Raw genomic sequence first — 23278 nt, forward strand, 5'->3', positions numbered from 1 at the left:
GAGGTCCGCGACGTGCTGCCTACTGAGTCCATCGTCGCCACCTGCTGGCGACTTGACGTCCTGGGCCGCTCAGGTGCCCGGAATGACCCTAAGAGTCCCGATTCTCAGGCGTCACGCACCCGTCCGCGTTCCGGCTCCACCCTCGCCGCCCCTGTCGTGCCGGCCCACCCGGGTGTCCGCTACCCGGAATCATCGGGCCGGCGCCGTCCGACGGTGCCCGGCGCGCTCCCCGGGTACGCGTGCGCCAGCGAGGGGCGGCGGCGACTAGCGTGCCGCGCATGACGACGACTCCCGCCCTCGACCCGGGCCGTGCCGCGGCCCTCGTGGACGGCCTCGTGGCCGACCTCGCGGGCGCCGACGTGCCCGCCTCGGTCTCGGCGCATCGCACCCTGCACCGGTCGCGCCGCGCGGCCGCCCTCGGCCCGCTCGTGGTGCCGGTCAGCCGTATGGCGGGGCTGCTCGACGCCCTCGACGCCGACCGCGCGTCCGAGCCGGTCGACCTCGTCCTGGTGGCCGATCGGGGCCTCGTCGAGGCGGCCGAGGCGCGCGCCGTTCTGCTCGACGACGACCGCGTCGCGCTCCTCGGTCTGCACCTCACGCTCCCCACCGACGGCCCGCTCGGCGACTCCGCCCGGCTCACCCTCGACTCGCTCGACTTCGCCCTGCCGGCCGCCGTCGGCGTGCCGGCCGCCCCCGGGTGGGAGCAGGCGCTCGACGTGCTCGCCGAGGACGGCGCCGAGCAGGCGCTGCTCGCCCTCACCTCGCGCGGTCCGAGCGCCGAGCACGTCGCGGAGTTCGTCGTGGCGTGCGTCCGCCGCGGGGTGTCGTTCGCCGTGGTGGGCGCGGCCGCCTCGGCGTTCCCCGGGCTGCTGGCAGCGACCGCCGCAGCACTCGACGGGCGTGAGCCGGCGCATGTCGCCGCGGTGCTGCTCGCCGACGACCCCGCAGTCGCCCTGGCGGTGCTCGCGGACGCCGACCCCCGCGCGGTCCGACGTCGCCTCACGTCGATCGGCAGCAGCGACGCGGGCGGCACCCTCGCGCACCTCGTGTCGCTCGGGCTGCTCGCCGAGGCGGAGGCCTGAGATGACCGAGCCCGATCTCACCGACGCCGTCGCGCCGGTCCCCCTCCAGGTGGGGCCGTACCGCCTCGACGTGCCGGCGGCGTCCGACACCGCGGACGTGGTCGCGGCGTTCCACGACCCCGACGTCGCCACCTGGAACCCGGCCGGCGGCGGCGAGATCACGGCCGAGGAGCGCGCGCCGCTGTGGATCGCGGACCGCGCCACCTGGACGTCGCAGCACGCGTCCTGGGTCGTGCGCGACCACGACGGCACGGTGATCGGCCAGGTCTCGCTGCACCACCTCGACCACGAAAGCGGCACGGGCGAGGTCGGCTACTGGCTGACGCCGCGCGGACGCGGGCGCGGGATCGGCACGGCCGTCCTCGACGCGGCGACGACGTACGCCCTGGACACGCTCGGTCTCTTCCGCATCGAGCTCTTCCATGCTGTCGAGAACGAGGCGTCGTGCCGGATGGCGCTGCGCTGCGGCTACGCGCTCGAGGGCACGACGAGGCAGAGCTACCGGTACGGCGACGGCCTGCGGCACGACGAGCACCTGCACGCGATCCTCGCCACCGACCCGCGCCCCGAGGTGCGGCCGCCGGCCTGACGCCTACGGCACCGACTTGATGCGGGTGACGAGCACGGCCGAGAGCAGCGTGACGACGGCGGTGAGCACGTAGAGGCCGGTGTAGCCGAGCCCGCTCGTCACGATCGGCGCCGCGATCACGGGGGCCACGACCTGCGGTGCTGCGTTGGCGATGTTGATGACGCCGAGGTCGCGGCCGCGGTCGACGGCGGCCGGCAGCACCTGCGTGACGAGCGCCTGGTCGACCGCGAGGTACATGCCGTAGCCGAGGCCCAGGATCAGCGCCGCGACCATCGCGACGTTGAACACCGGGAAGAACGCGAGCAGCACGGCGGAGACGGCCATCACCATCGTGGCGAGGATGACGTAGATCTTGCGCCTGCCGTCGCGGTCGCTGATCCGGCCGGCGATCACGGCGGTGACGATCGTCCCGAGCGCGTACAGCCCGATGAGGATGGTCTGGCTCGCGGCGGCGTCGTCGACCTTCACCTCGTCCTGCAGCCAGAACAGCAGGTAGAGCGTGGCCATGGCGTTGCCGAGCATCATGAGGAAGCGGGTGATCCACGCCCAGGCGAAGTCGGGGTACTCGCGGGGGCTCACCCAGAAGCCGCGCAGGAACGGGCCGAGCTCGAACGGCGGACGCTCGTGCGGCTGCAGCGGGGTGTCCTTGATGCGCAGCACGAACGGCAGCACGAGGATCACGAGGAGACCGGCCGTCAGGAAGATCCCGGCGTCCAGTCCCGTCACGATGAACGACACGAGCGCGACGCCGAGGACGATGCCCACGGTCTGCGCCAGACCGACCCAGCCCGACACGAGCCCGCGCTGCCGCACCGGCACCTGGTCGGGGATCGTCGCGGTGAGCCCGGCGTAGGCCGAGTTGATCGTCGCCTGGCACACGCCCCACACGACGGCCAGCCCGATCACGGTCGACTGGAAGGCGAGCGCACAGATGGCGAGCGCGCCCAGCACCGAGCCCCAGAGCACCCAGGTCCTGCGCCGCCCGAAGCGCGACAGCGTGCGGTCCGAGAGCGCGCCCGCCGCCGGGTTGGCGACGATCGACATGAACGCGCCGACGCCGGCGATCCAGGCGAACGCGTTCTCCTTGCCACCCGATCCCGCCACCTCCTCCGCGAGACGGGGCAGCAGGTTCTGGATCGGCGTGTAGAACGCCAGCATGATGCCGAGGTTCGCGAGCACGACGGGCAGCACGTAGCGCGTGCCGATCTGCCGCGTCGGCTCCGCGAGCGCCGACGGCGCCTTGTCCTCCACGCTCACGAACGACCTCCCAGGAACGACTGGAACCAGGTGTACGACGTCTTCGGCACCCGCCGCTGCGTCGCGTAGTCGGTGTACACGAGACCGAACCTCGGGCGATAGCCCTCGGCCCACTCGAAGTTGTCGAGGAAGGACCACACGAAGTAGCCCTGCACGTCCACGCCCTCGTCGGCCGCCCGCCCGACCGCGGCGATGTGCTCGCGGAGGTACTGCACCCGGCGCGGGTCGTCCACCCGCGGGACGTCGCCGTCCTCGAGCGTGTCGGGGTAGGCGACGCCGTTCTCGGTCACCATCACCGGCGGCAGCGCGTCGCCGTACCGCTCCTGCTGCTGCACGAGCACCTCGCGCAGGCCGTCGGGGACGACCGGCCAGCCCATGTCGGTGACGTCCTCGGACGGGAACTGCTTGAGCTCGAACGGCAGCGGGTTGCCCTCGGCGGGTGCCGAGACGAGCGTGGGGTTGTAGTAGTTGATGCCGAGGACGTCGATCGGCTCGGCGATGACCGCGAGATCGCCGTGCGAGACGCACGAGCGGTCGACCGGGATGCCGACGACCTCCGGATCGGGGTACTCCCCCAGCAGCACGGAGTCCATGTAGATCCGGTTCTGGATCGCGTCGAGCGACGCCGCAGCGGCGCGGTCGGCGTCCGAGTCGGTCTCAGGGTGGACCGGCGACAGGTTGTGCGTGATGCCGATGCGGAGATCGCCGTCTGCGGCAGCCCGCATCGCCTGCACGGCGAGGCCGTGACCGAGCAGCAGGTGGTGCGTGGCCGTGAACGAGTCGAACATCAGCACCTTGCCGGGCGCGTGGGTGCCGAACCCGTAGCCGAAGGTCGAGGCCACCACGGGCTCGTTCAGCGTGATCCACGTGTGCACGCGATCGCCGAGGTTCTCCACCATCCACTCCGCGTGGTCGGCGAAGCGCTGAGCGGTGTCGCGCTCGAGCCAGCCGCCGAGGTCCTCGGCCCACTGCGGCAGGTCCCAGTGGTACAGCGTCACGACGGGCGCGATGCCGTGCGCCAGCAGCTCGTCGACGAGCCGGTCGTAGAACGCGACGCCGCGCATCTCGACCGCACCGTCCTCGGGCTCGATGCGCGGCCAGGAGATCGAGAAGCGGTACGCGTTGACGCCGAGACCGGCCATGAGCGCGACGTCGTCGGGCATGCGCCGGTAGTGGTCGCAGGCGACGTCGCCGGTGCTGCCGTCGAGGATCTTGCCCGGCGTGTGCGCGAACGTGTCCCAGATCGACGGGCCCTTGCCGTCCGCGTCCGGTGACCCCTCGATCTGGTACGACGCCGTCGCCGTCCCCCAGAGGAAGCCGGCTCCGAAACGGTCGCGGGTCCGGCCGTCCGACAGCGTGCCGGGCTCGCCCGGCGACCACAGCGTCGTCATGGCGGCACCCTGCCACGCCGGCCGCGCGGATGCGGGCTCTACGGCGAGGTGTCAGCCGATGCCGTTCACGGCTGCCGACGGTGCGGCACGACCGTGGTCCTGGCGGCCTTGTCGTGGATGGTCTGCCGCCACGGCTTGTCCCAGAGCGGCCACAGGTAGTCGATGATCGTGAAGAAGCCGCCGACGAGCGCCGCGCCGCCGCTCTCCACGGCCCAGCGGATGCTCGCCGTGCCCCAGGTGAGGCCGACGCTGTCGAGGTCGCGCGGGCGGACGCGGATGCCGAGCGCCCTCTTGCCGAGCGTCCGCCCCCAGCGCACGTTCTGCGGCACCTCGTAGACGAACGTCACGAGCAGGGTGACCACGTTCAGGACCAGCGAGACCCCGGCGACGTCGGTGACCCACTGCTGCACGGCCTCGGCGGTGGGCATGCCGTCGGCGCCCACCGCATCGAGGTAGCGGGTGAGCGCCGGCCAGAGGAGCCAGAGCGCCACGGGCACGAGCACGATGCCCTCGATGAACGAGTCGATGATCTTCGCCATGACGCGCGAGCCGTACGACGCGATCTCGTACGGCGCCTCCGCGGGTGCGCCGTAGCGACCCGGTGCGGGAGCACCGTACGGCGGGGCGGGCGGAGGGGCCCAGCCCGCGGGCGGGGGCGGGTAGCCGCCCGGCGGCGGGACCGGTGCGGGGGGTGCCGCCTGCTGCCGCGGGGCGGCAGCCGGGGCCGAGCCCGGCGGCGGCAGCGCGACGGGCTGGCCCGGCACCGGCGGGGGCGTGCCCTCGGGCAGCAGCACCGAGGCGCCCCAGCGGGCGCCGTCCCACCAGCGCACGTAGCCGGCGCTCGAGAAGGGGTCGGGGTACCAGCCCGGCGTCATCGCCATGGCGTGAGCGTAGGCGCTGCCCGAGCACGGCCGGCGCACCGGACCGCCCGGCCGAGTTCGGTGAGCCTGGCCTTCCGTGACGGCGTTCACACCGGCAGCCTCGTCCAGCCGCGCGTCACAACCTGTTCTGCGCGGCTACCGTGAGCAGCGCTCCGGTGGTCAGATCGTCCAGCGCGCACGGCAGGGGGTGGTCGCAATGCCCGAGACCGCGGTCGACAGGATCGACGCCGCGATCCTCGCGCTCTTCGCCGCGGAGCCGCGGGTGGGGGTGCTCGAGGCCAGCAGGCGGCTGCGCATCGCCCGCGGCACGGTGCAGGCCCGGCTCGACAAGCTCGCCTCGCGGGGCGTCGTCACCGGCTGGGGGCCCGACCTCGACGCCGCCGCGCTCGGCTTCCCCGTCACCGCCTTCGTCACGCTCGAGATCGCCCAGACCGGCCACGACGAGATCGGCGCGCGTCTCGCCGCGATCCCCGAGGTGATCGAGGTGCACACGATCACCGGCGGCGGCGACCTCCTCGCCCGGGTCGTCGCCCGGTCGAACGCCGACCTCCAGCGCGTGATCGACCAGGTCGTGGCCACCGACGGGATCGGCCGCACGTCGACCGCCATCGCGCTCGCCACCCAGGTGCCGCACCGCGTCCTGCCCCTGCTGCTCGCAGCCGCGGGCGACGAGCACGCCGGAGCTGTCGACCGCTGACCGCGTCCGGAACGGGGGGCGACCGCACCCCGTCTCCCGGCTGAGCGGACGACGATGGGCCGGTCGGGCCTGTCGTGCGCCGTCGGCGTGCTGCACCCTCGTACGGTGGTCGCCGTACCGCCGCCGTCCCGCACCGAGGAGCCCCGCCCGTGACCCGTCGACTCGTCGCCCCGGTCGCGGTGAGCGCTGCGGCACTCGCGGCCCTCCTCCTCGGAGCGCTCCCCGCCAACGCCGAGGTGCCGCCGGACTCCGGCGCCACGACCCCCCCGACGTCGTCGGTGCCGCTCGACGGGTACGACGCCTACGTCGCGGCGCAGACCCGCATGGCCGCCCTGCTCCCGGCCAGGGTCGCGGCGGCGCGGGCGCTCGGGCCCGCTCCCGGCATCCTCGTGAGCGACGCCGGCACCGGAGAGGTCGCGTACGCCGCGCACTCCACCACCCCGATGCGCGGCGCCTCCACCACCAAGCTGCTGACCGCCGTCACCTCGCTCGCGACCCTCGGCACGACCACCCGCTTCCCCACGACCGTGCTCGACGGACGACGCGCCACCGAGGTCGTGCTGCAGGGCGGCGGCGACCCGATGCTCACCAGCGCGCAGGTGTCCGCCCTCGCCCGCAGCACGGCGAGGGCACTGGTGCCGCGCGCGCCGGCGGCCGGCTCGGCGACGACGTTCCGGGTCACGGTCAAGGTCGACGACACGCTCTACCCCGTGCCCACCCCCGCGGTCGGCTGGCCCTCGCACTACCTCCCGTACGTCGTCGCCCCGGTGCGGCCGCTGATCCGCGACCTGCGCAACAGCTGGGACTCGGCCAAGGACGTCGGCACGTACTTCGCCGCGCGGCTCGCGGTGGAGCTGAAGGCCGCGCTGGCCGCGCGCCCCGATCTCGCCGTGTCGGCGGCGTACTCGGGGAAGATGGCGGCGGCCGACGGCGCGCCCGTGATCGCCCGGTTCGCCGGCAACACCAGCGCCTCCGCGCTGAGGCTCATGCTGCTCGTGTCCGACAACGACGTCGCCGAGATGATGCTGCGCAACAGCGCCGTGGCGGCGACCGGAGCCGGCTCGTGGACGGCGGCCCGCTCGACCGCGCGCTCGACGCTGAACGGTCTCGGGATCGACACCACCGGCTGGGTGTTCGACGACGGCAGCGGGGTCTCCCGCACCGACCGGCTCACCGCGCGCGGCCTCGTGCAGCTGCTGCGGGTGGCGCAGTCCCCCGTGCACCCCGAGCTCGCCCCGCTGCGGGGCTGGCTGCCCGTCGGCGGCGTCAGCGGCACGCTCAAGGCGGCGAACGGCCGCTTCACGACGTCGCCGACGAGCTGCGCGCGCGGCGACGTGTTCGCCAAGACGGGGACGCTGTTCGACACGATCGGCCTCGCCGGCTACGCGCGGGGCAGCGACGGCAGGTTGAAGACGTTCGCCGTGCTGGTGCACCGTTCCGGGGAGACGTATCCCAAGCTCACCGTGCGGCAGAGCGTCGACCGCGTCGCGGCGACCGCGACCGGCTGCTACTGATCCCGGACTGGGTGCCGGAGAGGCACCTCGCGGTCCCTCTCCGGCACCCCGAGCGGGTCAGCGCAGCGCGCGCGCGACCTCGCCGGCGGCGCGCAGCACCTTGGGGCCGACGTCGTCGAGCACGAGGTCTCCGAGCGCGAGCACGCCGACCGACGCCTCGATGCCGGCGACGCCGAGCAGCGGGGCCGCCACACCGACGGCGCCCGGCTGGAGCTCGCCGGTGGACACGACCCAGCCGGGCTCGAACGGGCGACCACCGGTCGCCCGTGCGGCGAGCACGGCCTTCCCGCCGGCACCGCGGTCGAGCGCATGGCGCGCACCGACGCGGTAGGCGACGTGGAAGTCCGAGCGGGTGGGCTCCACGACCGCCACGGCGAGCGCGTCGGACCCGTCGACCACCGTGAGGTGCGCGGTGGCACCCACGGAGTCCGACAGCCGGCGCAGCGCCGGGAGGGCGGCCTCCCGCAGGACGGGCTGCACCTGCCGCGCGAGCGCCAGCACGGCCATGCCGAGCCGGCAGCGGCCGTCGGTGCCGCGCCGCAGCAGCGCGTGCTGCTCGAGCGTGACCACCAGGCGGTAGACGACGGTGCGCGAGACGCCGAGCCGTGCGGCGATCTCGGTGACGGTGAGGCCGTCCGACGCGTCGGACAGCAGTTCCAGGACTGACAGCCCTCGATCGAGGGTCTGGCTGGTCTCTGCGACCACGCGATCCACCTCGGTCCCTCTGCTCGTGGTCCCTCGTGAGGACCCGTGTGCTCGGTGCCGGAAGGCGCGTGGCGCACCCTCCTCGGCAGTCCGGCCGGGCGACCGGTCTGTTGACCACTCTGCCCCAGGTCGGGCCGGTTCGGTCAATTCCCGGCGTCCGATCTGCGACTCCTGCCACAACGAGGAGCGGTCGTGCGGGAGTTCCGCGGCGCACGTGGCGAACCTCACGGACCCCGGCGTGGCGGGGGTCCGTGAGGCCCGGTGGTCGTGCTGAGAGCTGTGCTGCGGTGCAGGTCAGACGCCTGCGGCCTTCTTCACCTGGAAGGCGCCGACGATCTCGCTGACGCCGAGGACGATCAGCATGATTCCGGTGATCCACACGATCACGCCGATCGTGGCCGGCCACACGAAGATGACGATCGCGCCGAGGATCCCGAGGATGCCGCCGGTGATCATCCAGCCGCGCCCCTCCATGCCCTTGCTCTGCAGACCGACGATCAGCTCGGTGATGCCGCGGAAGAGCCAGGCGATACCGATGAAGATCGCGAGCAGCGTCACCGAGTTGAGGAAGCTCTTGAACGCGAAGATCGCGAGGACGATCGACAGGATGCCGGAGATCGCGAGCAGCGCCCGGTGGTCCTTCTGCGAGAACGACTGCACGATCTGGAAGATGCCGCTGATCAGCAGGTAGACGCCGAACAGCACGGCGAGGACGACGAGGCTCTGCTTGGTGAAGATCACCATGCCGAGCCCGAGCAGCAGCGTGAGGACGCCGAGGAACAGCAGGAGCCCCCAGCTCCGGCCGAGCGCGGCGAGGATGTCCTTGTCGTCGTAGGTCTCGGTGGTCGCGGACATGCCGCCTCCTTGTGGTGCCCGGTGCTGTGCACGGTGGGTGCGCACGACCGGCGGGCCGTACGTCGCGTCCACAGTACGGGCGCGCGCCGGCCCGATCACGCACCCACGGAGGTCCGTGGCCCACCGTGTCGTGCCTCGCCTCGGGCTGCGAGCCCCTGCGGCTACAGGCGTCCGGCCTCGTGCACCCGGCGCAGGAACTCCTGGGTGTCCGGCTCCTGCGGCGCGTGGATGACCTGGTCCGGCGTGCCGCGCTCGAGGATCTCGCCGCCGCGCAGGAAGCAGACCTCGTCGGCCACCTGCGTGGCGAAGCCCATCTCGTGGGTGGCGATGACCATCGTCATGCCCTCGGCGCGCAGGTCGCGCACCACGGAGAGCACCTCGTTGACGAGCACGGGGTCGAGCGCCGAGGTGACCTCGTCGAACAGCATGAGGCGCGGCTTCACCGCGAGCGCGCGCACGATCGCCACCCGCTGCTGCTGACCGCCCGAGAGACGGTCGGGATACTGCGATGCCTTGTCGCCCAACGAGAACCGGTCGAGCAGGTCGCGCGCCTGCTGCTCGGCCTCGTCGCGCGCCACACCGTGCACCTTGCGCAGAGCGAGGGTGATGTTGTCGAGCACGGTCATGTGCGGGAACAGGTTGAACGCCTGGAACACGATGCCGATGCGCGTGCGGACGTCGTCGTGGTCGACCCGCGGGTCGCAGATGTCCTCGCCGTCGAACAGCACGAGGCCGTCGTCGACGCGCTCGAGCTGGTTGACGCAGCGCAGCAGCGTGGACTTTCCCGAGCCGGACGCGCCGATGAGGACGGTGACCGAGTGCTCCGGGACGGTGAGGGAGACGTCGCGCAGGACCAGTTCGTCGCCGAAGCTCTTGCGCACGTTGACCAGCTGGAGGACCGGCGTGCTGCTCTGCCCGCTCATGCCGTGCCGCTCGCGTTCTGCCGGGCGATCGACTTCTCCAGCACGCGGTCGGTGAGACGGGTGAGCGGGATCGTCACGAGCAGGAACAGGATCGAGGCCACGATGTAGGGCGTGTAGTTGAAGGTCGTCGACGTCTCGATCTGCGCGTTGCGGATCGCGTCGCGCGCTCCGAGGATCGAGACGAGGCCGATGTCCTTGAGCAGCGCGACGAGGTCGTTGAGCAGCGGCGGCACGACCCGGCGGATCGCCTGCGGCAGCACGACGTGGCGCATGGTCTGCGCCTGCGAGAGGCCGAGGCTGCGGGCGGCGGCGCGCTGGCTGGGATGCACCGAGAGGATGCCGGACCGGATCACCTCGGCGACGTACGCGGAGTAGGTGAGCACCACCGCCGCGGTGCCGAGCACGTTGACGCTGGGCGGGGTGTCGGTGAGCTGCAGGGCCGGGACGCCGAAGCCGATGAGCAGCAGCACCAGCAGGAGCGGGATGCCGCGGAACAGGTCGACGTAGACCGTGGCGAGGATGCGCAGCGGCGCCAGGGCCGGCGCGGTCGAGGTGCGCACCAGCGCGATGACCATGGACAGCACCGCGATGCACACCACGGCGATCGCGGCGAGCCTCAGGTTGAGCAGGAAGCCGTCCCAGATGTCCGGGAGCACCTCGAGGCCGTAGGAGAGGTCGAAGAACGTCTCCTGGACGACCGGCCACCCCTTGGAGGTGCCCACGACGACCATGAGCCCGCCGATGACGACGACGGAGGACAGGACCGCGACGAGCGTGCGGCGGCGGTCCTGCGCCCGGCGGACGGCCCGGCGCGCGAGCTCGTGCTCGCTGGGCGCCCAGACGGGCCCGGCCGTGCCGGCCGGGCCCGTCTGCTGGTCGTGCGTCACGGAGCCAGGACAGGGGCGCCCTGGTCGGCGAGCCACTCCTTCTCGAGCGCTGCCAGGGTGCCGTCCTCGCGCAGGGCGTCGACGGCGCCCGACACGCACTGCGTGATCGGGCTGTCCTTGGCGAGCAGGAGACCGAGCTGCTCGTTCGCAGCGGCGGAGTCGGGCAGCTGACCGACGATGACGCCCTTGTCGATCTCGACGAAGGCCAGGTAGAAGGCCGTCGGGAGGTCGACGACGATGCCATCGATCTGCTTGTTCTTCAGCGCCGTGACCGCAGCCGCGTTGTCGTTGAAGACCTGCGCCTTCTCGGTCGGCTGGATCTGCTCCTCGATCGCCTTGAGCGACGTGGTGCCGATCGCCGCGCCGAGGCGGGCACCCTTGAGCTCGGCCACGGTCGTGGCCTTGGCGATCGGGCTCGACTCGTTGGAGATGACGACCTGCGAGAGGGCGTAGTAGCCGGACGAGAAGTCGACGACCTTCTTGCGCTCGTCGGTGATGGAGTACTGCTGGATGTTGAAGTCGAACGTCTTCGGGCCGGGGGCGATGGCCGAGTCGAACGTGGTGCGCACCCACGTGACGTCGGCGTTGTCGTAGCCGAGCTGCTTGGCGACGGCGTAGGCAACGGCGGACTCGAAGCCCTTGCCGCTGGTGGGGTCGTCGTCGAGCATCCACGGCGGGAACACGGGCTCGCCCGTGGCGATCGTGAGCTTGCCGGCGTTCAGGGTCTCGAGCGACTCCGGTGAGCAGGTCGCAGACGGCGAGGCGGACTCGGAGGCGGACTCCGAGGCCGTGGCCGCTGCGGACGAGCTCGTGGTGCCGCCCGAGGACGAGCTGCCGCAGGCCGAGAGCAGCAGGGCTGCAGCGACCGGGACGAGCACGAGACGGGTACGACGCACGGTGAGACCTCCGCGGGGGTGCCGAAGGGCGGTCCCTCGGCCTGGCGGGCATTGTGCCAAACGGGGGAAGGGCTGCCGACCGCAGGACCTGCCTGGACGGCCCGCGACCGCAGACCGAGACAGAACCGATACCTAGCGCCTGCCGACGGCCCAGGCCCGGATGCGGTCGAGCCGGGCCTGGAGCTCGGCCGCGCTCGCCCGGGGCACCTCGGGCCCGCCGCACATCCGGCGCAGGTCGGCGTGCACCGAGGCCTGCGAGGTGCCGGTCTGCCGGGCGTAGGCGCTCACGCAGGAGGCGAGCTCCTTCTTGAGCGCCTTGACGTCGACGGGGGCGGCCGCCTTCGGCTCGTCCTTGGCCGGCTTCTTCGTGCCGCGGGCGGAGCGGAGCAGGTCGTGCACCTGGTCGGCGTCGAGCAGGCCGGGGATCCCGAGGAACTCCTCCTCCTCGGCTGTGCCCGGCGTGACGCCGGTGCCGAACTCGCCGCCGTCGAACAGGACGCGGTCGAAAGTGGCCTCGCTCTCGAGGGCCTCGAAGCTCAGCTGGTCGTCGACGAGGAGGTCGGCGGTGCTCCGCTCGGCGAGGGCCTGGGCGACGAGGATGTCCTCCTCGCTCCAGGTGCCGTCGAGGCGCTTGCCGAGGGCGTGGTCGCGCTCCTCCTCGAGCTCTCCGGCGAGGCGCAGCAGCAGCGGCACGCTCGGCAGGAAGACGCTCGCGGTCTCCCCCCGCTTGCGGGCCCGCACGAACCGGCCGACCGCCTGCGCGAAGAACAGCGGAGTGGAGGTGGACGTCGCGTAGACGCCCACCATGAGGCGCGGGACGTCGACGCCCTCGCTGACCATGCGGACGGCGACCATCCACCGGTCGTTGCTCTCGCCGAAGGCCGTGATCTTCTCGCCGGCCTTCGGGTCGTCCGACAGCACGACGGTCGGCTTGTGACCGGTGATGCCGTGCAGCAGCTTGGAGTACGCGCGGGCCTTGGTCTGGTCGCTGGCGATCACGAGGCCGCCGGCGTCGGGCACGTGCTTGCGCACCTCGGTGAGGCGTCGGTCGGCGGCGCGCAGCACCTGCGGGATCCACTCGCCCTGCGGGTCGAGGGCGGTGCGCCAGGCCTGCTGGGTGACGTCCTTGGCCTGGTCTGCGCCGAGGACCGCGGCGACCTCGTCGCCAGCCTTCGTGCGCCAGCGCATGCGGCCGCTGTACGCCAGGAACATGACCGGGCGCACGACGTGGTCGCGCAGCGCGTCGCCGTACCCGTAGGTGGTGTCGGCGAAGCTGCGCGAGATGCCGTCGCGGCCGGGGGCGTAGGTGACGAACGGGATCGGGTTGACGTCGCTGCGGAACGGCGTGCCCGTGAGCGCGAGGCGGCGTGCCGCCGGCTCGAACGCCTCGCGGACCGACTCGCCCCACGACATCGAGTCGCCGGCGTGGTGCACCTCGTCGAGGATCACGAGGGTCTTGCGGTCCTCGACGCGACGTCGGTAGAGCAGCGTGTTGGCCGCGACGCCGGCGTACGTGACCGCGATCCCGAGGAAGTCGCTGCTCGTGGTGCCGCGCGCGCCGGAGAACTCGGGGTCGAGCGGGATGCCGACCTTCTTCGCCGCCTCCGCCCACTGCGTCTTCAGGTGCTCGGTGGGGGCGACCACGACGATGCGCTCGACCACGCGCCGGTCGAGCAGCTCCGAGGCGAGGCGCAGGGCGTACGTCGTCTTCCCGGCACCGGGGGTCGCGACGGTGAGGAAGTCGCGCGGCTGGCGCGCGAGGTACTCGTCGACCGCGGCCTGCTGCCACGCGCGCAGCTTCTCGGCCGCGCCTCGCGGGGCACGCGCCGGGTAGGCCGGGGAGAGGTTCGACGCGAGGGGCATAGGGCGGTGAGCCTAGGCGAGTCCGGCGCCCGACATGCCGCCCCGGGTGGTGGGCGTGTCACCCCCGCGACGTGCTAACGGACCCCGCGCGAGTCGGCCGTCAGCCGCCCGCGGGCGCCAGCGTGGGGCGGCCGATCCGGGTCGCCAGGACCGCGCCGACCGCCGCGACGCCACCCATGAGCAGCCAGATCTCGGCGAAGGTCCACCCGGTGACCGCGTCGGCGGCCACGGCCGCGGCGTAGATGGCACCGGCCGCTCCGATGAGCATGACGGAGCCGACCGAGTCGCACACCTGCAGGGCCGCGGAGTTGACGCCCTGGTCCTGCGGCTCGGACAGCTCGAGGGTGAGGGTGGCGATCGCGCCGAAGCACAGGCCCATGCCCGAGGCGCCGACGAGCCAGGAGATGCCGCCCACCCACCACGGCACCGACTCCACCATCGACAGCGGCATCGACAGCATGCAGAGCGCGACGAGCACCGCCCCGGCCTGCACGAGGGCCGAGCGCGGCACGCGGCCGTAGAGCCGGCCCTGCGCCTGCGAGCCGAGCGCCCAGCCGATCGCGCCGACCGTGAGCACGAGGCCGGCCTGGGCCGTCGAGACGCCGCGCACCGTCTGCAGCGCGAGCGGGACGAACGCCTCACCCGCGAAGAAGGTGCCGGCGAGCAGGCCGCGCATCATGACCACGGTCGGGAGACCGCGCGCGAACCGGAGGGCGCCGCGCGGCAGGAGGCGGTCGAGGGCGGGGAGCACCAGGGCGAGCCCGACCACGGCGAGCACCAGGCCGGCGACGCCGAGGCGGGTGCCGGCCTCCTGGAGCATCGCGAGGCCGGCGGCTGCGACGAGCGCGAGCCGCAGCCGTCCGCGGCGCGGCGGCGCACCGCTCTCACCGAGCGAGCCGCCCAGCCGGCCGAGCCGCGGGGCCATCACCAGCATGGGCGGCAGCACGAGCACCGGGACGACGAGGAACACCGCGCGCCACGACACCTGGTCGGTGAGGAAGCCGGCGATGACCGGCCCGATGATCGCCGGCAGCACCCAGGCGGCAGCGAGCAGCGCGAACGCCTTGGGGCGCAGGTCGTCCGGGTACTGGCGCCCGATGACGACGTACACCGCCACGATGGCCATGCCGCCGCCGAGGCCCTGCACGAGCCGTCCGGCCACGAGCACGGGCATCGCCCAGGCCAGGCCCGCGACGACCGCGCCGAGGCCGAAGAGGGAGACGCCGATCAGCAGCGCGGGGCGCGGGCCCGACCGGTCGCACCACTCCCCCGCCGCCACCATCGCGACGAGGCTGGCCACGACGTACCCGTTGAACGCCCACGAGTAGGCGCCGAGCCCGTCGAGCGCTCGCGCGACGACAGGCATGGCCGTGGCGACGCCGATGCCCTCGAACGCGAACATCGTCATCACGGTGACGATGCCGACGGTGAAGGCCCGGTGCTGGGCGCTGAACAGCCCGTCGCTCGCGGTCGCTGGGGCGTCTGCCGGCTGCTCCGGCTCAGGCAGGGGCGCGGCGTGGCTCGGACGAGGTGCGTGCGCAGGGGCGTGCGGCGGCTCGTACGGCGTCGAGGTGGCCGAGACGTCCTCGACGTACTCGCCCGGGGTGTCGCGGTCGGCGTCGTCCCCCCGGACGGAGGTCAGGACCCGTCCTTGCCGTCGCCCTTGTCCTTCTTCTTGTCAGGGATGCCCTCGTAGATGCGCTTGCAGTCGGGGCAGACGGGGAACTTGTTCGGGTCGCGGCCCGGCACCCAGACCTTGCCGCACAGTGCGATCACGGGTGCGCCGGTGACGGCGGACTCGACGATCTTGTCCTTCTTCACGTAGTGCGCGAAGCGCTCGTGGTCGCCGTCGCTGAACTGCGTGTCGGGCCGGTCCTCGACGAGCGTGCCGAGACCGGTGTCGGGCTCGGCGAGAGGCAGGGGCTCGAGGTCCGGAGGCATCGTCGACATGCCGGTCATCGTACGACCGCCGCACCGCGCCCGTCCCCGCCGATCCCCCGCCTGCATTCACCGGCCTGCATTCACCGGCCTGCATTCACCCGCAGAGGACAGGATCCGCCCTTCACGGGCGTGTTCTGTCCGTTCTCGCCGCATCTGGTCGGGCGCCGCTGACGCGCGGCGCGGTACGCCGGCGCGATCGGCGTACGACGGTCAGTTCAGCGACGGGTCGACCGAGGGCGTGGCGAGGAAGGCGAGATCGCCGGGCTGGCGGCGCAGCACACGGTGCCAGAGGTCGGCAGTATCGCTGGCGAAGACGTCGTCCGAGCCGCCGTCCACGACGTACCAGTCGCCGCGCGCGATCTCGTCGGCGAGCTGGCCCTCGGCCCACCCGGCGTACCCCGCGAAGATGCGGACGGCCGAGAGCGTGGACGCCGCGCCGTCCGGGTCGATGTCGAGGTCGACGAGCCCGTAGGGCCCCGCGACGCGGCGGAAGCCGTCCGGCTCCGGGCCGTCGACCGGGCCGGGCAGGAGCGCGAGGCCGAGGGCGCTGTCCTCGGCGACCGGTCCGCCGTCGAAGACGACGTCGGCCCCGGTGGTGCGTCCGTCCCAGCTCGGCAGCACCGCGCCGACGGGCACATGCGAGGGGCGGTTGAGCACGACGCCGAGGGTGCCGTCCTCGTCGTGGTCGAGCAGGAACACGACGGTGCGCGCGAAGTTGGGGTCGGTCATCGCCGGGGCGGCGACGAGCAGGCGGCCCGCGTGGGGCAGCGCCGGGGGCACGTCCAGGGGCTCGAGCGTCACCCGCCCAGCATGCCAAACGTCCCGCCTCCGGGTGACCGGTGATACACGTCACTGTCTCAGTTCTCGAACGGAGGCTCGCGGCGCAGAGAGAGGCGTAGCCTGACTGTGCGTGAGGGATTTAGCACAAGTAGTGAGGGTGGTTCGGCCGCCCGGGTGAAGTGTTCATCCCGGTCGGTGAGTGCAAGGAGGCGGATCCCATGCCCCAGCAGCCGCTGGCCCAGGTCCCTGTCGACGCCACGTGGGAGTGGCAGGAGCACGGCGCCTGCCGCGAGGCCGACACCGCGCTGTTCTTCCATCCGCAGAACGAGCGAGGGCTGTCCCGCATCCGTCGCGACCGGGCCGCCAAGTCGGTCTGCGCCCGCTGCGAGGTGCGCCTCGAGTGCGCCGACTACGCGATCCGCGCCCGGGAGCCGTACGGCGTCTGGGGCGGCCTGACCGAGGAGGAGCGCGAGCGCATCTACGTGAAGGCCGCGCTCACGACCTACGGCCGCGAGAAGGGCGCCGGCCTCCGCGCCGCCGTCGACCTCCTCTAGCCCCACTTCTCGCCCTGAGGGTCGATCACGGCAGTTCGACTGCACCATCTGACCCGTGCTCGTGCTCGTGTACGGCGATGTCGATGTGCGTCTCAGGCTGCAGCGCGCAGCGCAGCCCTGATCTCGGCCACGACATGCTGCGGCCGATGGACGACGTCGTCCCACGTGAACCTCAGGGGGATGTACCCCGCCAGGATCAGGCGGTTCTGCCGGGTGCGGTCCCGCTGGAACGCGACGTCATCGGAACGGAACGCCCGGCCGTCGAACTCGACGACCACCCGGGACCCCTCGAGGAGCAGGTCGGCGACCGTGCGGACGAGATCCGTCGCAACCACTCCTCCCACGCGAACGAGCTCCCGGTCACGCACCTCGATGCGATGCGCGCGCAGCCCGGGGATACGAACGCGACGGTTGCGCTCGACGATGACGTGCAGCCCCGGATCAGCGGGAACGCGCAGCTGGTGGAAGCTCCCCGCGGTCGTATGGCTGACGATCACACCGAGGCCTCCAGCAAGACGCGCCGCGTGGGCCAACGAGGTCGGCGTCAGCCTCGACGCTGTCTCGACGTACACGGATCCGAGCACGACGCTCCAGCGCCGCTGCGCGAGGAGATGGCGGATGCGGAAGTTCGTGTACCCGGCCTCGACCGCCCGCGCCCGGGTGAAGACCCCTGCTTGCTCAGCCGCGACGGCCGGCGACGTACTGATGCCTCGCATGGTGGGACGGTGACCGGTCCGCCGACAGCACGGTGCGACACGGAAGCGGCACCTGTGGATGCCCGGGCCGCGACCGTTGCCTGTGGATCGCGACCAGCACGCGACGCTCGCGACCAAGATCACGAGTAGGGGTCAACTAGTTCAGTTCACCTGCCGTGATCGACCCTCAGGGCACACACAGCGAGCCCGCCCCGGGGTGCGGGGCGGGCTCGGCTGCTGGTGGAGCGGGTGGGATCAGGCCTGCTGGAGCCTGGTCTTGAGGGTGGCGAGCTGGGCGTGGAGCTCGGCGGGGACCTTGTCGCCGAACTTGGTGAAGTACTCCGCGGTCAGGTCGGCCTCGGCCAGCCAGGACGCCGGGTCGACGTGGAAGAGCTCGGCCATCGTCTCCTCGGAGATGTCCAGGCCCGTGACGTCGAGCTCGCCCGCGAGCGGGAAGCGACCGATCGCGGTCTCCTCGGCGCCGACGAGGCCCTCGAGGCGGTCCACGATCCACGCGAGCACGCGGCTGTTCTCGCCGTAGCCGGGCCACATGTAGCCGCCGTCGGCGTCCTTGCGGAACCAGTTGACCGAGTAGATCTTCGGCAGCTTGTCGACGTCGGTTGCCGCACCGACCGAGAGCCAGTGGCCCCAGTAGTCGGCCATGTTGTAGCCGCAGAACGGCAGCATCGCGAACGGGTCGCGGCGCAGCTCGCCGACAGTGCCCTCAGCAGCGGCGGTCTTCTCCGACGCGATGGTCGCGCCCATGAAGACACCGTGCTCCCACGACAGCGCCTCGTTGACCAGCGGCACGTTCGTCGCGCGGCGACCGCCGAACAGGATCGCCGAGATCGGCACGCCGGCCGGGTCCTCCCAGTTGGGGGCGATCGACGGGCACTGGCCCGCCGGCGCGGTGAAGCGCGCGTTCGGGTGGGCGGCAGCGGCGCCGGACTCGGGGGTCCAGTCGTTGCCCTTCCAATCGACGAGGTGCGCGGGCGCGTCGGACAGGCCCTCCCACCAGACGTCGCCGTCGTCGGTCAGCGCGACATTGGTGTAGATGCAGTTCGCGTCGAGCGAGCGGATCGCGTTGGCGTTGGTCTCGAGCGAGGTGCCCGGGGCGACGCCGAAGAAGCCGGCCTCGGGGTTGATCGCGTAGAGGCGGCCGTCCTCGCCGAAGCGCATCCAGCAGATGTCGTCGCCGACGGTCTCGACCTTCCAGCCCGGCAGCGACGGCTCGAGCATCGCGAGGTTGGTCTTGCCGCACATCGACGGGAACGCCGCGGACACGTACTTCACGTCGCCGTTCGGGTGCGTGAGCTTGAGGATCAGCATGTGCTCGGCGAGCCAGCCCTCGTCGCGCGCCATCACCGAGGCGATGCGCAGTGCGAAGCACTTCTTGCCGAGGAGCGCGTTGCCGCCGTAACCCGAGCCGTACGACCAGATCTCGCGGGTCTCGGGGAAGTGGACGATGTACTTGTCGTCGTTGCAGGGCCACGCGACGTCGGCCTCGCCCTCGGCGAGCGGGTGCCCGACCGAGTGCAGCGCCGGGACGAAGTCGCCGTCGTCACCGATGAGGTCGAGGGCGGCCTGGCCCATGCGCGTCATGATCCGCATGTTGACCACGACGTACGGCGAGTCCGTGAGCTCGACGCCGATCTGCGAGATGCGCGAGCCGAGCGGGCCCATCGAGAACGGCACGACGTACATCGTGCGGCCCTTCATCGAGCCGGCGAACTTGCCCTTCAGCGTCTCGCGCATCGCGACGGGATCGGCCCAGTTGTTCGTGGGGCCGGCGTCCTCCTCGTGCAGCGAGCAGATGAAGGTGCGGTCCTCGACGCGGGCGACGTCGCTCGGGTTGGATCGGGCGAGGAAGGAGTTGGGGCGCTTGGCCTCGTTGAGGCGCATGAACGTGCCGCCATCGACGAGCAGCTGGGTGAGTCGGTCCCACTCCTCCTGCGAGCCGTCGGACCACTCGATGCGGTCGGGCTGCGTGAGCTCGGCGACCTGCTCGACCCACTCGAGCAGCTTCTTGTTGCGGGTCGGCGCGTTCTGGAGGCCGGGGATGGTCGACATGACTTCGTTGTCCTATCGCAGAGGGGCGGATCGTCGTTCCATCTCAGGGTGCCCTAAGCGTGTACCGGTGCGAAGAGGAACCCCGTGTGAAGTACGCCGTACTCGCGGGTTGTGACCGGCGGCACAGGGTGCCGTGACCGTTCCGTGAACCGCGATTCCGTTGTGCCCCACGTAAGTAAGCGTTGTCATGAACGAACGCGAGCGCAGCCGAACGGGTGCGGTGTCACCGACCTCACACGTCGCGCAGGGCTACGACACGAGCGGGAACGTCGTCGTCACGAGGTACGCGAGCGGCACACCCTGCACCACCGCGACGGACCACGGCAGACGCGCCCGACGCGTCACGGTCTGGCCGTACACGAGCAGCAGCCCGAGCACGATCGCCATGAGCGGCACGAGCAGCGTCAGGAACCCTGGCGCGCCGAGCACCACCACCGACGCGAGCAGGACGACGACGGCGACCACGCGCGTCACCAGGGCGAGCCACCACCGCGCACCCACGAGCCGGTCGTCGGCCCAGAACCACGCGATGAACGCGAGCTCGACCACGAGCAGCCACGACCGCCTGTCGCCCGCGAGGTCGAACGCCGACCACGTCATGCGGCCGACGAGCCCGAGCGCCACCACGCCGTACGCCGTCAGCGCCATCACCGCGAGCACCTCGCGCAGCACGTACCCGGACGGCGCGACGACGTCGGCGTCGACCGCGCGCGCGGGAGGCAGCCAGGACGCACGACGGCGCACGAGCGTGGTCAGGAGCGCCACCACCGCGCCGGCGCAGACGAACCACACGATGACGTAGCCGCCGACGGCGAGCGGCACGCGTGCGGCCACCCCGGCGAGCGCCGCCGCGGCGAGCGAGCCGACGGCCGAGGCCACCACCGCGACGCCGAGGGCGACGAGCGCGCGCGGGCGGGGCGCCTCCGCCGGCCCGCCCTCTCCTGGGGTCCGCGCGGGGAGCAGCAGCCGCGCCAACGGCACGAACCCCACGGCCGCACCGACCATGAGCAGCAGCAGCCACAGGATGCGCGAGCCTCCGGCGTCGTGACCGGACGACGGCGCGCCCACGGTGGTGTCGAGCCAGTCGAGCGTCTGCTGGCGCGTGTCCGCCGAGAACAGGATCGTGATGTGGTCCGCACGCGGCACGACGTCGGCCGCGCGCGCCGTGCCGTCGACCGGCGAGCCGTACCCCGGGCCGACGACCCCGTCCGGGTACGCCGCCCGCAGCCCCTCGAGCGCAGCATCGACGAACCGCTGCTGCTCGTTGCCGCCGTACAGCAGCAGGAGGTTGCGCGGCACCAGCGCGGAACCTGCAGGCAGGTCGTCGGCCGAGGGCAGCGACAGGGCCACCGTGGCGCCGAGCGGCACCTGGCCCTCGCCCTGCGACGCCGCGACGGCGTACCGCGTGACGGCCCCCGCACCCATGGAGTGGCCGACGAGCGCGATCGGTCGCGACGGCTCGGCGAACGGCTGCTGCGACGCCCACCGTGCGACGGCGGCAAGATCCGCGTCGATCGCGTCGGTCGCGACCACGCCGTCGCTCACGGGCAGCGGCACCGGGTTGCGTCCGTGCCCGGTGAGATCGGGCAGGACGACGGCGTACCCGGCCCGGGCGAGGGAGACACCGAGGTCGTCCATGAGCTGTGCCGAGCCGGCGAAGCCGTGCACCACGACGACCACCGGATGCGGCGCGTCGCCGTCCTCTACGAGCGTCGTCACCGGCACAGCGGTGTCCGGCACCCCGGCGTCGGCGAAGCCGGGGGCGACCGAGCGCTGCACGAGCGCGGTACCGCGCTCGAGCCCGGCGCTCTGGCCCGCGAGCACGAGAGTGGCGGGCAGCGTCAGCAGGAGGGCGACGAGCCCGAGCACCCACGAGGAGAGCCGCCGCGTTCCGGTCGCCGACCGAGGGGTGCTCATGGCGTCGGACGCTACCGCCGACGACGCGATCGCGCGCCCGCGCGGGCACCGCACCGCGTCACGGTGAAGCCGCGTGAGGTGGACGCGTCCGGCCGGGCGACCTGCGACGCGCGCGACCGCGTCAAACCCGCGAGATGCGCGAACGGCGCGGCCAGCGTTCCCGCATGCTTCGGCGCGCTGCGCTGCGCGATCGACAACCTCAACGGCGACAACGTCGAGCGGATCGGCTTCCCGCAGGGCAGCCGGCACGTCTTCTGCTACTACAACGCAGTGACGCCGCCGCCGGACGCCGGCACGATCGTGGTGCGCAAGCAGCTGGCGGCCGGGTCCGCGGGGACGACGGCCCTGCCCGACACGGTGGCGCTGCGCGACCCGACCACCTGCACGGTGGCCGAGACCGCGAGCGGCGTACGCAGCGAGGCCCCCGCGGTGACCACCACGATGTCGGTGAACGATGCGGACGGCGTCCGCACGACCAGCGCGTCGGTCGCGGTCGGCAGCGGTGAGCTCTCGAGCGTCGACGTCCTCAACGCGTACGACGCCCTCGCGCCCAGCGGTGCCTCGTCGGCGACGCCGGCGTACGCGCTGGCCGGCCTGGTCCTGCTGCTGCTCGGCGCCGCGGCGTACGCCGTGGGTTCGAGGGCCTGAGCGCGTCGCACGCCTGAGCCCGTTCCCGGGCCCGGCCCGGGAACGACCGAGCCCCCCTCGCCCGAAGGCGAGGGGGGCTCGGTGCGAGCGTGGTCTCAGACCGCGCGGACGTTCTCGGCCTGCGGGCCCTTCTGGCCCGTACCGATCTCGAACTCCACGCGCTGGTTCTCCTCGAGGGAGCGGTAGCCGCTGCCCACGATCGCCGAGAAGTGAACGAACACGTCGGTGTCCGAGCCGTCCGGCGAGATGAAGCCGAAGCCCTTCTCCGCGTTGAACCACTTGACAGTGCCCTGCGCCATTACATGTCTCCTCATGGGGACGGTTCAGGCCGCACCTTGTGCGCGGACCCGGGTTGCTTCCGCCGTTGTGTCAGACCTGCCCAAGGGGACGTGTCTTGCGAGGCACCGATTCCGGCGAGCCGGAGGGTTCCCAGGACGAACGAAGTGCTGCAACCGCCGGAAGCATACCCAGATCCCCGCGCACGACACCATGCCTGCGCCGCTCGGGGGATGTGTCGTGACCTCACGGTGACCGGGCGCCCTGAGCACGCTGGGCCCGGATTCGTGCTCAGCACGGCGCCCCGTGGGCCCCACGGGCCGCTCGGGCCCTGCGTTCCGACTAACGGACGCGGCGGGCACCGGGCCTGGCAGGTAGCGTCGCGGCATGAGCGAGAGCCCCGAGAGCCTTCCCCGCCGCCACCAGATCGAGGTGCCGACCGAGCTCGTCGTGGGCGTGCCCGCGGACTTCGCCTCGGTGTGGCACACCCCCGAGTCGTTCGTCATCGACTTCCTGTCCGCGCGCGGCCCGGCGCAGATCGTCGACGACCAGGGCGGCCCGGTCCTGAGCCAGGACCTCGTGGTGAGCGCGCGCGTGCGCATGCCCCCGACCCATGTCATCGAGCTCATGAAGGCGCTCGAGCGCCAGCTCTCCACGTGGGAGACCCAGACCGGCCAGCGCAGCCCGGTCGAGCCCCCGCACCCCGACCTGTAGGCGCGCCCAGGATTGAGCGGCACGGCAGCCGCGCTTGAGCGTGGTGAGAGCCCCGAGGCCGATGATCACTCCACAACTTCATGCGTGCGGCCCCACCCGGCAGCCTCGATCACCCCCCCCCCCCGGTCGAGCCTGCTACCCCC

At 72.4% G+C, this 23278-nt stretch carries 23 protein-coding genes; 7 read left to right on the top strand and 16 right to left on the bottom strand.

Annotated elements, in window-relative coordinates; translation table 11 throughout:
- The first annotated feature begins 278 nt into the window (after nucleotides 1-278).
- Together ACFQGU_RS15165 and ACFQGU_RS15170 are read left to right on the top strand one after the other, a co-directional pair.
- The gene (locus ACFQGU_RS15165) at nucleotides 279-1082 is read left to right on the top strand and encodes a hypothetical protein (protein ID WP_386768093.1); all 804 of its coding nucleotides are present in this window, start codon (nucleotides 279-281) and stop codon (nucleotides 1080-1082) included.
- Between the two features lies 1 nt (nucleotide 1083).
- Complete coding sequence (locus tag ACFQGU_RS15170; protein WP_386768095.1) at nucleotides 1084-1671, top strand: GNAT family N-acetyltransferase; 588 nt, start codon at nucleotides 1084-1086, stop codon at nucleotides 1669-1671.
- A gap of 3 nt (nucleotides 1672-1674) precedes the next feature.
- On the opposite strand, the gene ACFQGU_RS15175 is transcribed toward ACFQGU_RS15170, so the two are convergent.
- From ACFQGU_RS15175 to ACFQGU_RS15185, 3 genes are all read right to left on the bottom strand, one after another.
- Nucleotides 1675-2928, bottom strand: a complete 1254-nt coding sequence (locus ACFQGU_RS15175; RefSeq protein WP_386768097.1) for an MFS transporter — start codon at nucleotides 2926-2928, stop codon at nucleotides 1675-1677.
- Complete coding sequence (locus tag ACFQGU_RS15180) at nucleotides 2925-4319, bottom strand: GH1 family beta-glucosidase (RefSeq protein WP_386768099.1); 1395 nt, start codon at nucleotides 4317-4319, stop codon at nucleotides 2925-2927. The genes ACFQGU_RS15175 and ACFQGU_RS15180 overlap by 4 nt, the downstream gene beginning before the upstream one ends.
- A gap of 65 nt (nucleotides 4320-4384) precedes the next feature.
- On the bottom strand, nucleotides 4385-5200 hold the full coding sequence (locus ACFQGU_RS15185; RefSeq protein ID WP_386768101.1) for an RDD family protein: 816 nt from the start codon (nucleotides 5198-5200) through the stop codon (nucleotides 4385-4387).
- Nucleotides 5201-5396: 196 nt separating this feature from the next.
- On the opposite strand from ACFQGU_RS15185, the gene ACFQGU_RS15190 reads away from it, so the two are divergent.
- Together ACFQGU_RS15190 and ACFQGU_RS15195 are read left to right on the top strand one after the other, a co-directional pair.
- Nucleotides 5397-5897 carry an Lrp/AsnC family transcriptional regulator gene (locus tag ACFQGU_RS15190; RefSeq protein WP_386768103.1) on the top strand — a complete coding sequence of 167 codons (501 nt, stop codon included), beginning with the start codon at nucleotides 5397-5399 and terminating at the stop codon, nucleotides 5895-5897.
- A gap of 149 nt (nucleotides 5898-6046) precedes the next feature.
- Entirely contained in the window at nucleotides 6047-7411 is a 1365-nt protein-coding gene (locus tag ACFQGU_RS15195) for a D-alanyl-D-alanine carboxypeptidase/D-alanyl-D-alanine-endopeptidase (RefSeq protein WP_386768105.1), read from the top strand.
- Between the two features lie 57 nt (nucleotides 7412-7468).
- Here the strand turns inward: ACFQGU_RS15195 and ACFQGU_RS15200 are convergent, their stop codons facing one another.
- The 9 genes from ACFQGU_RS15200 to ACFQGU_RS15240 all read right to left on the bottom strand — a co-directional run bounded on the left by ACFQGU_RS15200 (nucleotide 7469) and on the right by ACFQGU_RS15240 (nucleotide 16282).
- Complete coding sequence (locus ACFQGU_RS15200; RefSeq protein ID WP_386768107.1) at nucleotides 7469-8116, bottom strand: IclR family transcriptional regulator; 648 nt, start codon at nucleotides 8114-8116, stop codon at nucleotides 7469-7471.
- 294 nt (nucleotides 8117-8410) lie between these two features.
- Nucleotides 8411-8971, bottom strand: coding sequence for an HdeD family acid-resistance protein (locus ACFQGU_RS15205; RefSeq protein ID WP_386768109.1), 561 nt, complete (start codon nucleotides 8969-8971; stop codon nucleotides 8411-8413).
- 161 nt (nucleotides 8972-9132) lie between these two features.
- A complete protein-coding gene (locus ACFQGU_RS15210) occupies nucleotides 9133-9894 on the bottom strand; it encodes an amino acid ABC transporter ATP-binding protein (protein ID WP_386768111.1) in 762 nt (253 codons plus the stop codon).
- The gene (locus ACFQGU_RS15215; protein WP_386768113.1) at nucleotides 9891-10781 is read right to left on the bottom strand and encodes an amino acid ABC transporter permease; all 891 of its coding nucleotides are present in this window, start codon (nucleotides 10779-10781) and stop codon (nucleotides 9891-9893) included. Before ACFQGU_RS15215 ends, ACFQGU_RS15210 begins: the two co-directional genes overlap by 4 nt.
- A complete protein-coding gene (locus ACFQGU_RS15220; RefSeq protein WP_386768115.1) occupies nucleotides 10778-11677 on the bottom strand; it encodes an ABC transporter substrate-binding protein in 900 nt (299 codons plus the stop codon). Before ACFQGU_RS15220 ends, ACFQGU_RS15215 begins: the two co-directional genes overlap by 4 nt.
- Before the next feature lie 132 nt (nucleotides 11678-11809).
- Nucleotides 11810-13540, bottom strand: coding sequence for a DEAD/DEAH box helicase (locus ACFQGU_RS15225; protein WP_386768117.1), 1731 nt, complete (start codon nucleotides 13538-13540; stop codon nucleotides 11810-11812).
- A gap of 100 nt (nucleotides 13541-13640) precedes the next feature.
- Nucleotides 13641-14948 carry an MFS transporter gene (locus ACFQGU_RS15230; RefSeq protein ID WP_386768119.1) on the bottom strand — a complete coding sequence of 436 codons (1308 nt, stop codon included), beginning with the start codon at nucleotides 14946-14948 and terminating at the stop codon, nucleotides 13641-13643.
- 230 nt (nucleotides 14949-15178) lie between these two features.
- Nucleotides 15179-15490, bottom strand: coding sequence for a DUF3039 domain-containing protein (locus tag ACFQGU_RS15235; protein ID WP_386768121.1), 312 nt, complete (start codon nucleotides 15488-15490; stop codon nucleotides 15179-15181).
- Nucleotides 15491-15691: 201 nt separating this feature from the next.
- Complete coding sequence (locus tag ACFQGU_RS15240; protein ID WP_386768123.1) at nucleotides 15692-16282, bottom strand: YqgE/AlgH family protein; 591 nt, start codon at nucleotides 16280-16282, stop codon at nucleotides 15692-15694.
- A gap of 197 nt (nucleotides 16283-16479) precedes the next feature.
- On the opposite strand from ACFQGU_RS15240, the gene ACFQGU_RS15245 reads away from it, so the two are divergent.
- Nucleotides 16480-16815, top strand: a complete 336-nt coding sequence (locus tag ACFQGU_RS15245) for a WhiB family transcriptional regulator (protein WP_386768125.1) — start codon at nucleotides 16480-16482, stop codon at nucleotides 16813-16815.
- Nucleotides 16816-16907: 92 nt separating this feature from the next.
- Here ACFQGU_RS15245 and ACFQGU_RS15250 read toward each other — a convergent pair whose 3' ends face one another.
- The 3 genes from ACFQGU_RS15250 to ACFQGU_RS15260 all read right to left on the bottom strand — a co-directional run bounded on the left by ACFQGU_RS15250 (nucleotide 16908) and on the right by ACFQGU_RS15260 (nucleotide 21497).
- Nucleotides 16908-17531, bottom strand: a complete 624-nt coding sequence (locus ACFQGU_RS15250; RefSeq protein WP_386768127.1) for a DUF559 domain-containing protein — start codon at nucleotides 17529-17531, stop codon at nucleotides 16908-16910.
- 234 nt (nucleotides 17532-17765) lie between these two features.
- Nucleotides 17766-19580 (bottom strand): phosphoenolpyruvate carboxykinase (GTP), encoded by a 1815-nt coding sequence (locus ACFQGU_RS15255; RefSeq protein ID WP_386768129.1) that lies wholly within the window; start codon nucleotides 19578-19580, stop codon nucleotides 17766-17768.
- Nucleotides 19581-19829: 249 nt separating this feature from the next.
- Nucleotides 19830-21497, bottom strand: coding sequence for an alpha/beta hydrolase (locus ACFQGU_RS15260; protein WP_386768131.1), 1668 nt, complete (start codon nucleotides 21495-21497; stop codon nucleotides 19830-19832).
- Between the two features lie 63 nt (nucleotides 21498-21560).
- Here ACFQGU_RS15260 and ACFQGU_RS15265 point away from each other — a divergent pair, with 63 nt between their 5' ends.
- The gene (locus ACFQGU_RS15265; protein ID WP_386768133.1) at nucleotides 21561-22145 is read left to right on the top strand and encodes a hypothetical protein; all 585 of its coding nucleotides are present in this window, start codon (nucleotides 21561-21563) and stop codon (nucleotides 22143-22145) included.
- A gap of 95 nt (nucleotides 22146-22240) precedes the next feature.
- Here the strand turns inward: ACFQGU_RS15265 and ACFQGU_RS15270 are convergent, their stop codons facing one another.
- Nucleotides 22241-22444 carry a cold-shock protein gene (locus ACFQGU_RS15270; RefSeq protein ID WP_386768135.1) on the bottom strand — a complete coding sequence of 68 codons (204 nt, stop codon included), beginning with the start codon at nucleotides 22442-22444 and terminating at the stop codon, nucleotides 22241-22243.
- A gap of 364 nt (nucleotides 22445-22808) precedes the next feature.
- Between ACFQGU_RS15270 and ACFQGU_RS15275 the strand changes: the two genes are divergently transcribed.
- On the top strand, nucleotides 22809-23135 hold the full coding sequence (locus ACFQGU_RS15275) for a DUF3467 domain-containing protein (protein ID WP_386768137.1): 327 nt from the start codon (nucleotides 22809-22811) through the stop codon (nucleotides 23133-23135).
- The last annotated feature ends 143 nt before the right edge of the window (nucleotides 23136-23278 follow it).

It is taken from the genome of Longivirga aurantiaca, assembly GCF_042660085.1.
GTDB lineage: Bacteria > Actinomycetota > Actinomycetes > S36-B12 > CAIYMF01 > Longivirga > Longivirga aurantiaca.

Excerpts from the sequence above, each read along its gene's own strand:
- ACFQGU_RS15165 (WP_386768093.1), top strand. The coding sequence starts at position 279 with ATGACGACGACTCCCGCCCTCGACCCGGGCCGTGCCGCGGCCCTCGTG.
- ACFQGU_RS15170 (WP_386768095.1), top strand. The coding sequence starts at position 1,084 with ATGACCGAGCCCGATCTCACCGACGCCGTCGCGCCGGTCCCCCTCCAG.
- ACFQGU_RS15180 (WP_386768099.1), bottom strand. The coding sequence starts at position 4,319 with ATGACGACGCTGTGGTCGCCGGGCGAGCCCGGCACGCTGTCGGACGGC.
- ACFQGU_RS15185 (WP_386768101.1), bottom strand. The coding sequence starts at position 5,200 with ATGGCGATGACGCCGGGCTGGTACCCCGACCCCTTCTCGAGCGCCGGC.
- ACFQGU_RS15190 (WP_386768103.1), top strand. The coding sequence starts at position 5,397 with ATGCCCGAGACCGCGGTCGACAGGATCGACGCCGCGATCCTCGCGCTC.
- ACFQGU_RS15205 (WP_386768109.1), bottom strand. The coding sequence starts at position 8,971 with ATGTCCGCGACCACCGAGACCTACGACGACAAGGACATCCTCGCCGCG.
- ACFQGU_RS15210 (WP_386768111.1), bottom strand. The coding sequence starts at position 9,894 with ATGAGCGGGCAGAGCAGCACGCCGGTCCTCCAGCTGGTCAACGTGCGC.
- ACFQGU_RS15225 (WP_386768117.1), bottom strand. The coding sequence starts at position 13,540 with ATGCCCCTCGCGTCGAACCTCTCCCCGGCCTACCCGGCGCGTGCCCCG.
- ACFQGU_RS15230 (WP_386768119.1), bottom strand. The coding sequence starts at position 14,948 with ATGACGATGTTCGCGTTCGAGGGCATCGGCGTCGCCACGGCCATGCCT.
- ACFQGU_RS15235 (WP_386768121.1), bottom strand. The coding sequence starts at position 15,490 with ATGTCGACGATGCCTCCGGACCTCGAGCCCCTGCCTCTCGCCGAGCCC.
- ACFQGU_RS15245 (WP_386768125.1), top strand. The coding sequence starts at position 16,480 with ATGCCCCAGCAGCCGCTGGCCCAGGTCCCTGTCGACGCCACGTGGGAG.
- ACFQGU_RS15250 (WP_386768127.1), bottom strand. The coding sequence starts at position 17,531 with ATGCGAGGCATCAGTACGTCGCCGGCCGTCGCGGCTGAGCAAGCAGGG.
- ACFQGU_RS15255 (WP_386768129.1), bottom strand. The coding sequence starts at position 19,580 with ATGTCGACCATCCCCGGCCTCCAGAACGCGCCGACCCGCAACAAGAAG.
- ACFQGU_RS15260 (WP_386768131.1), bottom strand. The coding sequence starts at position 21,497 with ATGAGCACCCCTCGGTCGGCGACCGGAACGCGGCGGCTCTCCTCGTGG.
- ACFQGU_RS15270 (WP_386768135.1), bottom strand. The coding sequence starts at position 22,444 with ATGGCGCAGGGCACTGTCAAGTGGTTCAACGCGGAGAAGGGCTTCGGC.
- ACFQGU_RS15275 (WP_386768137.1), top strand. The coding sequence starts at position 22,809 with ATGAGCGAGAGCCCCGAGAGCCTTCCCCGCCGCCACCAGATCGAGGTG.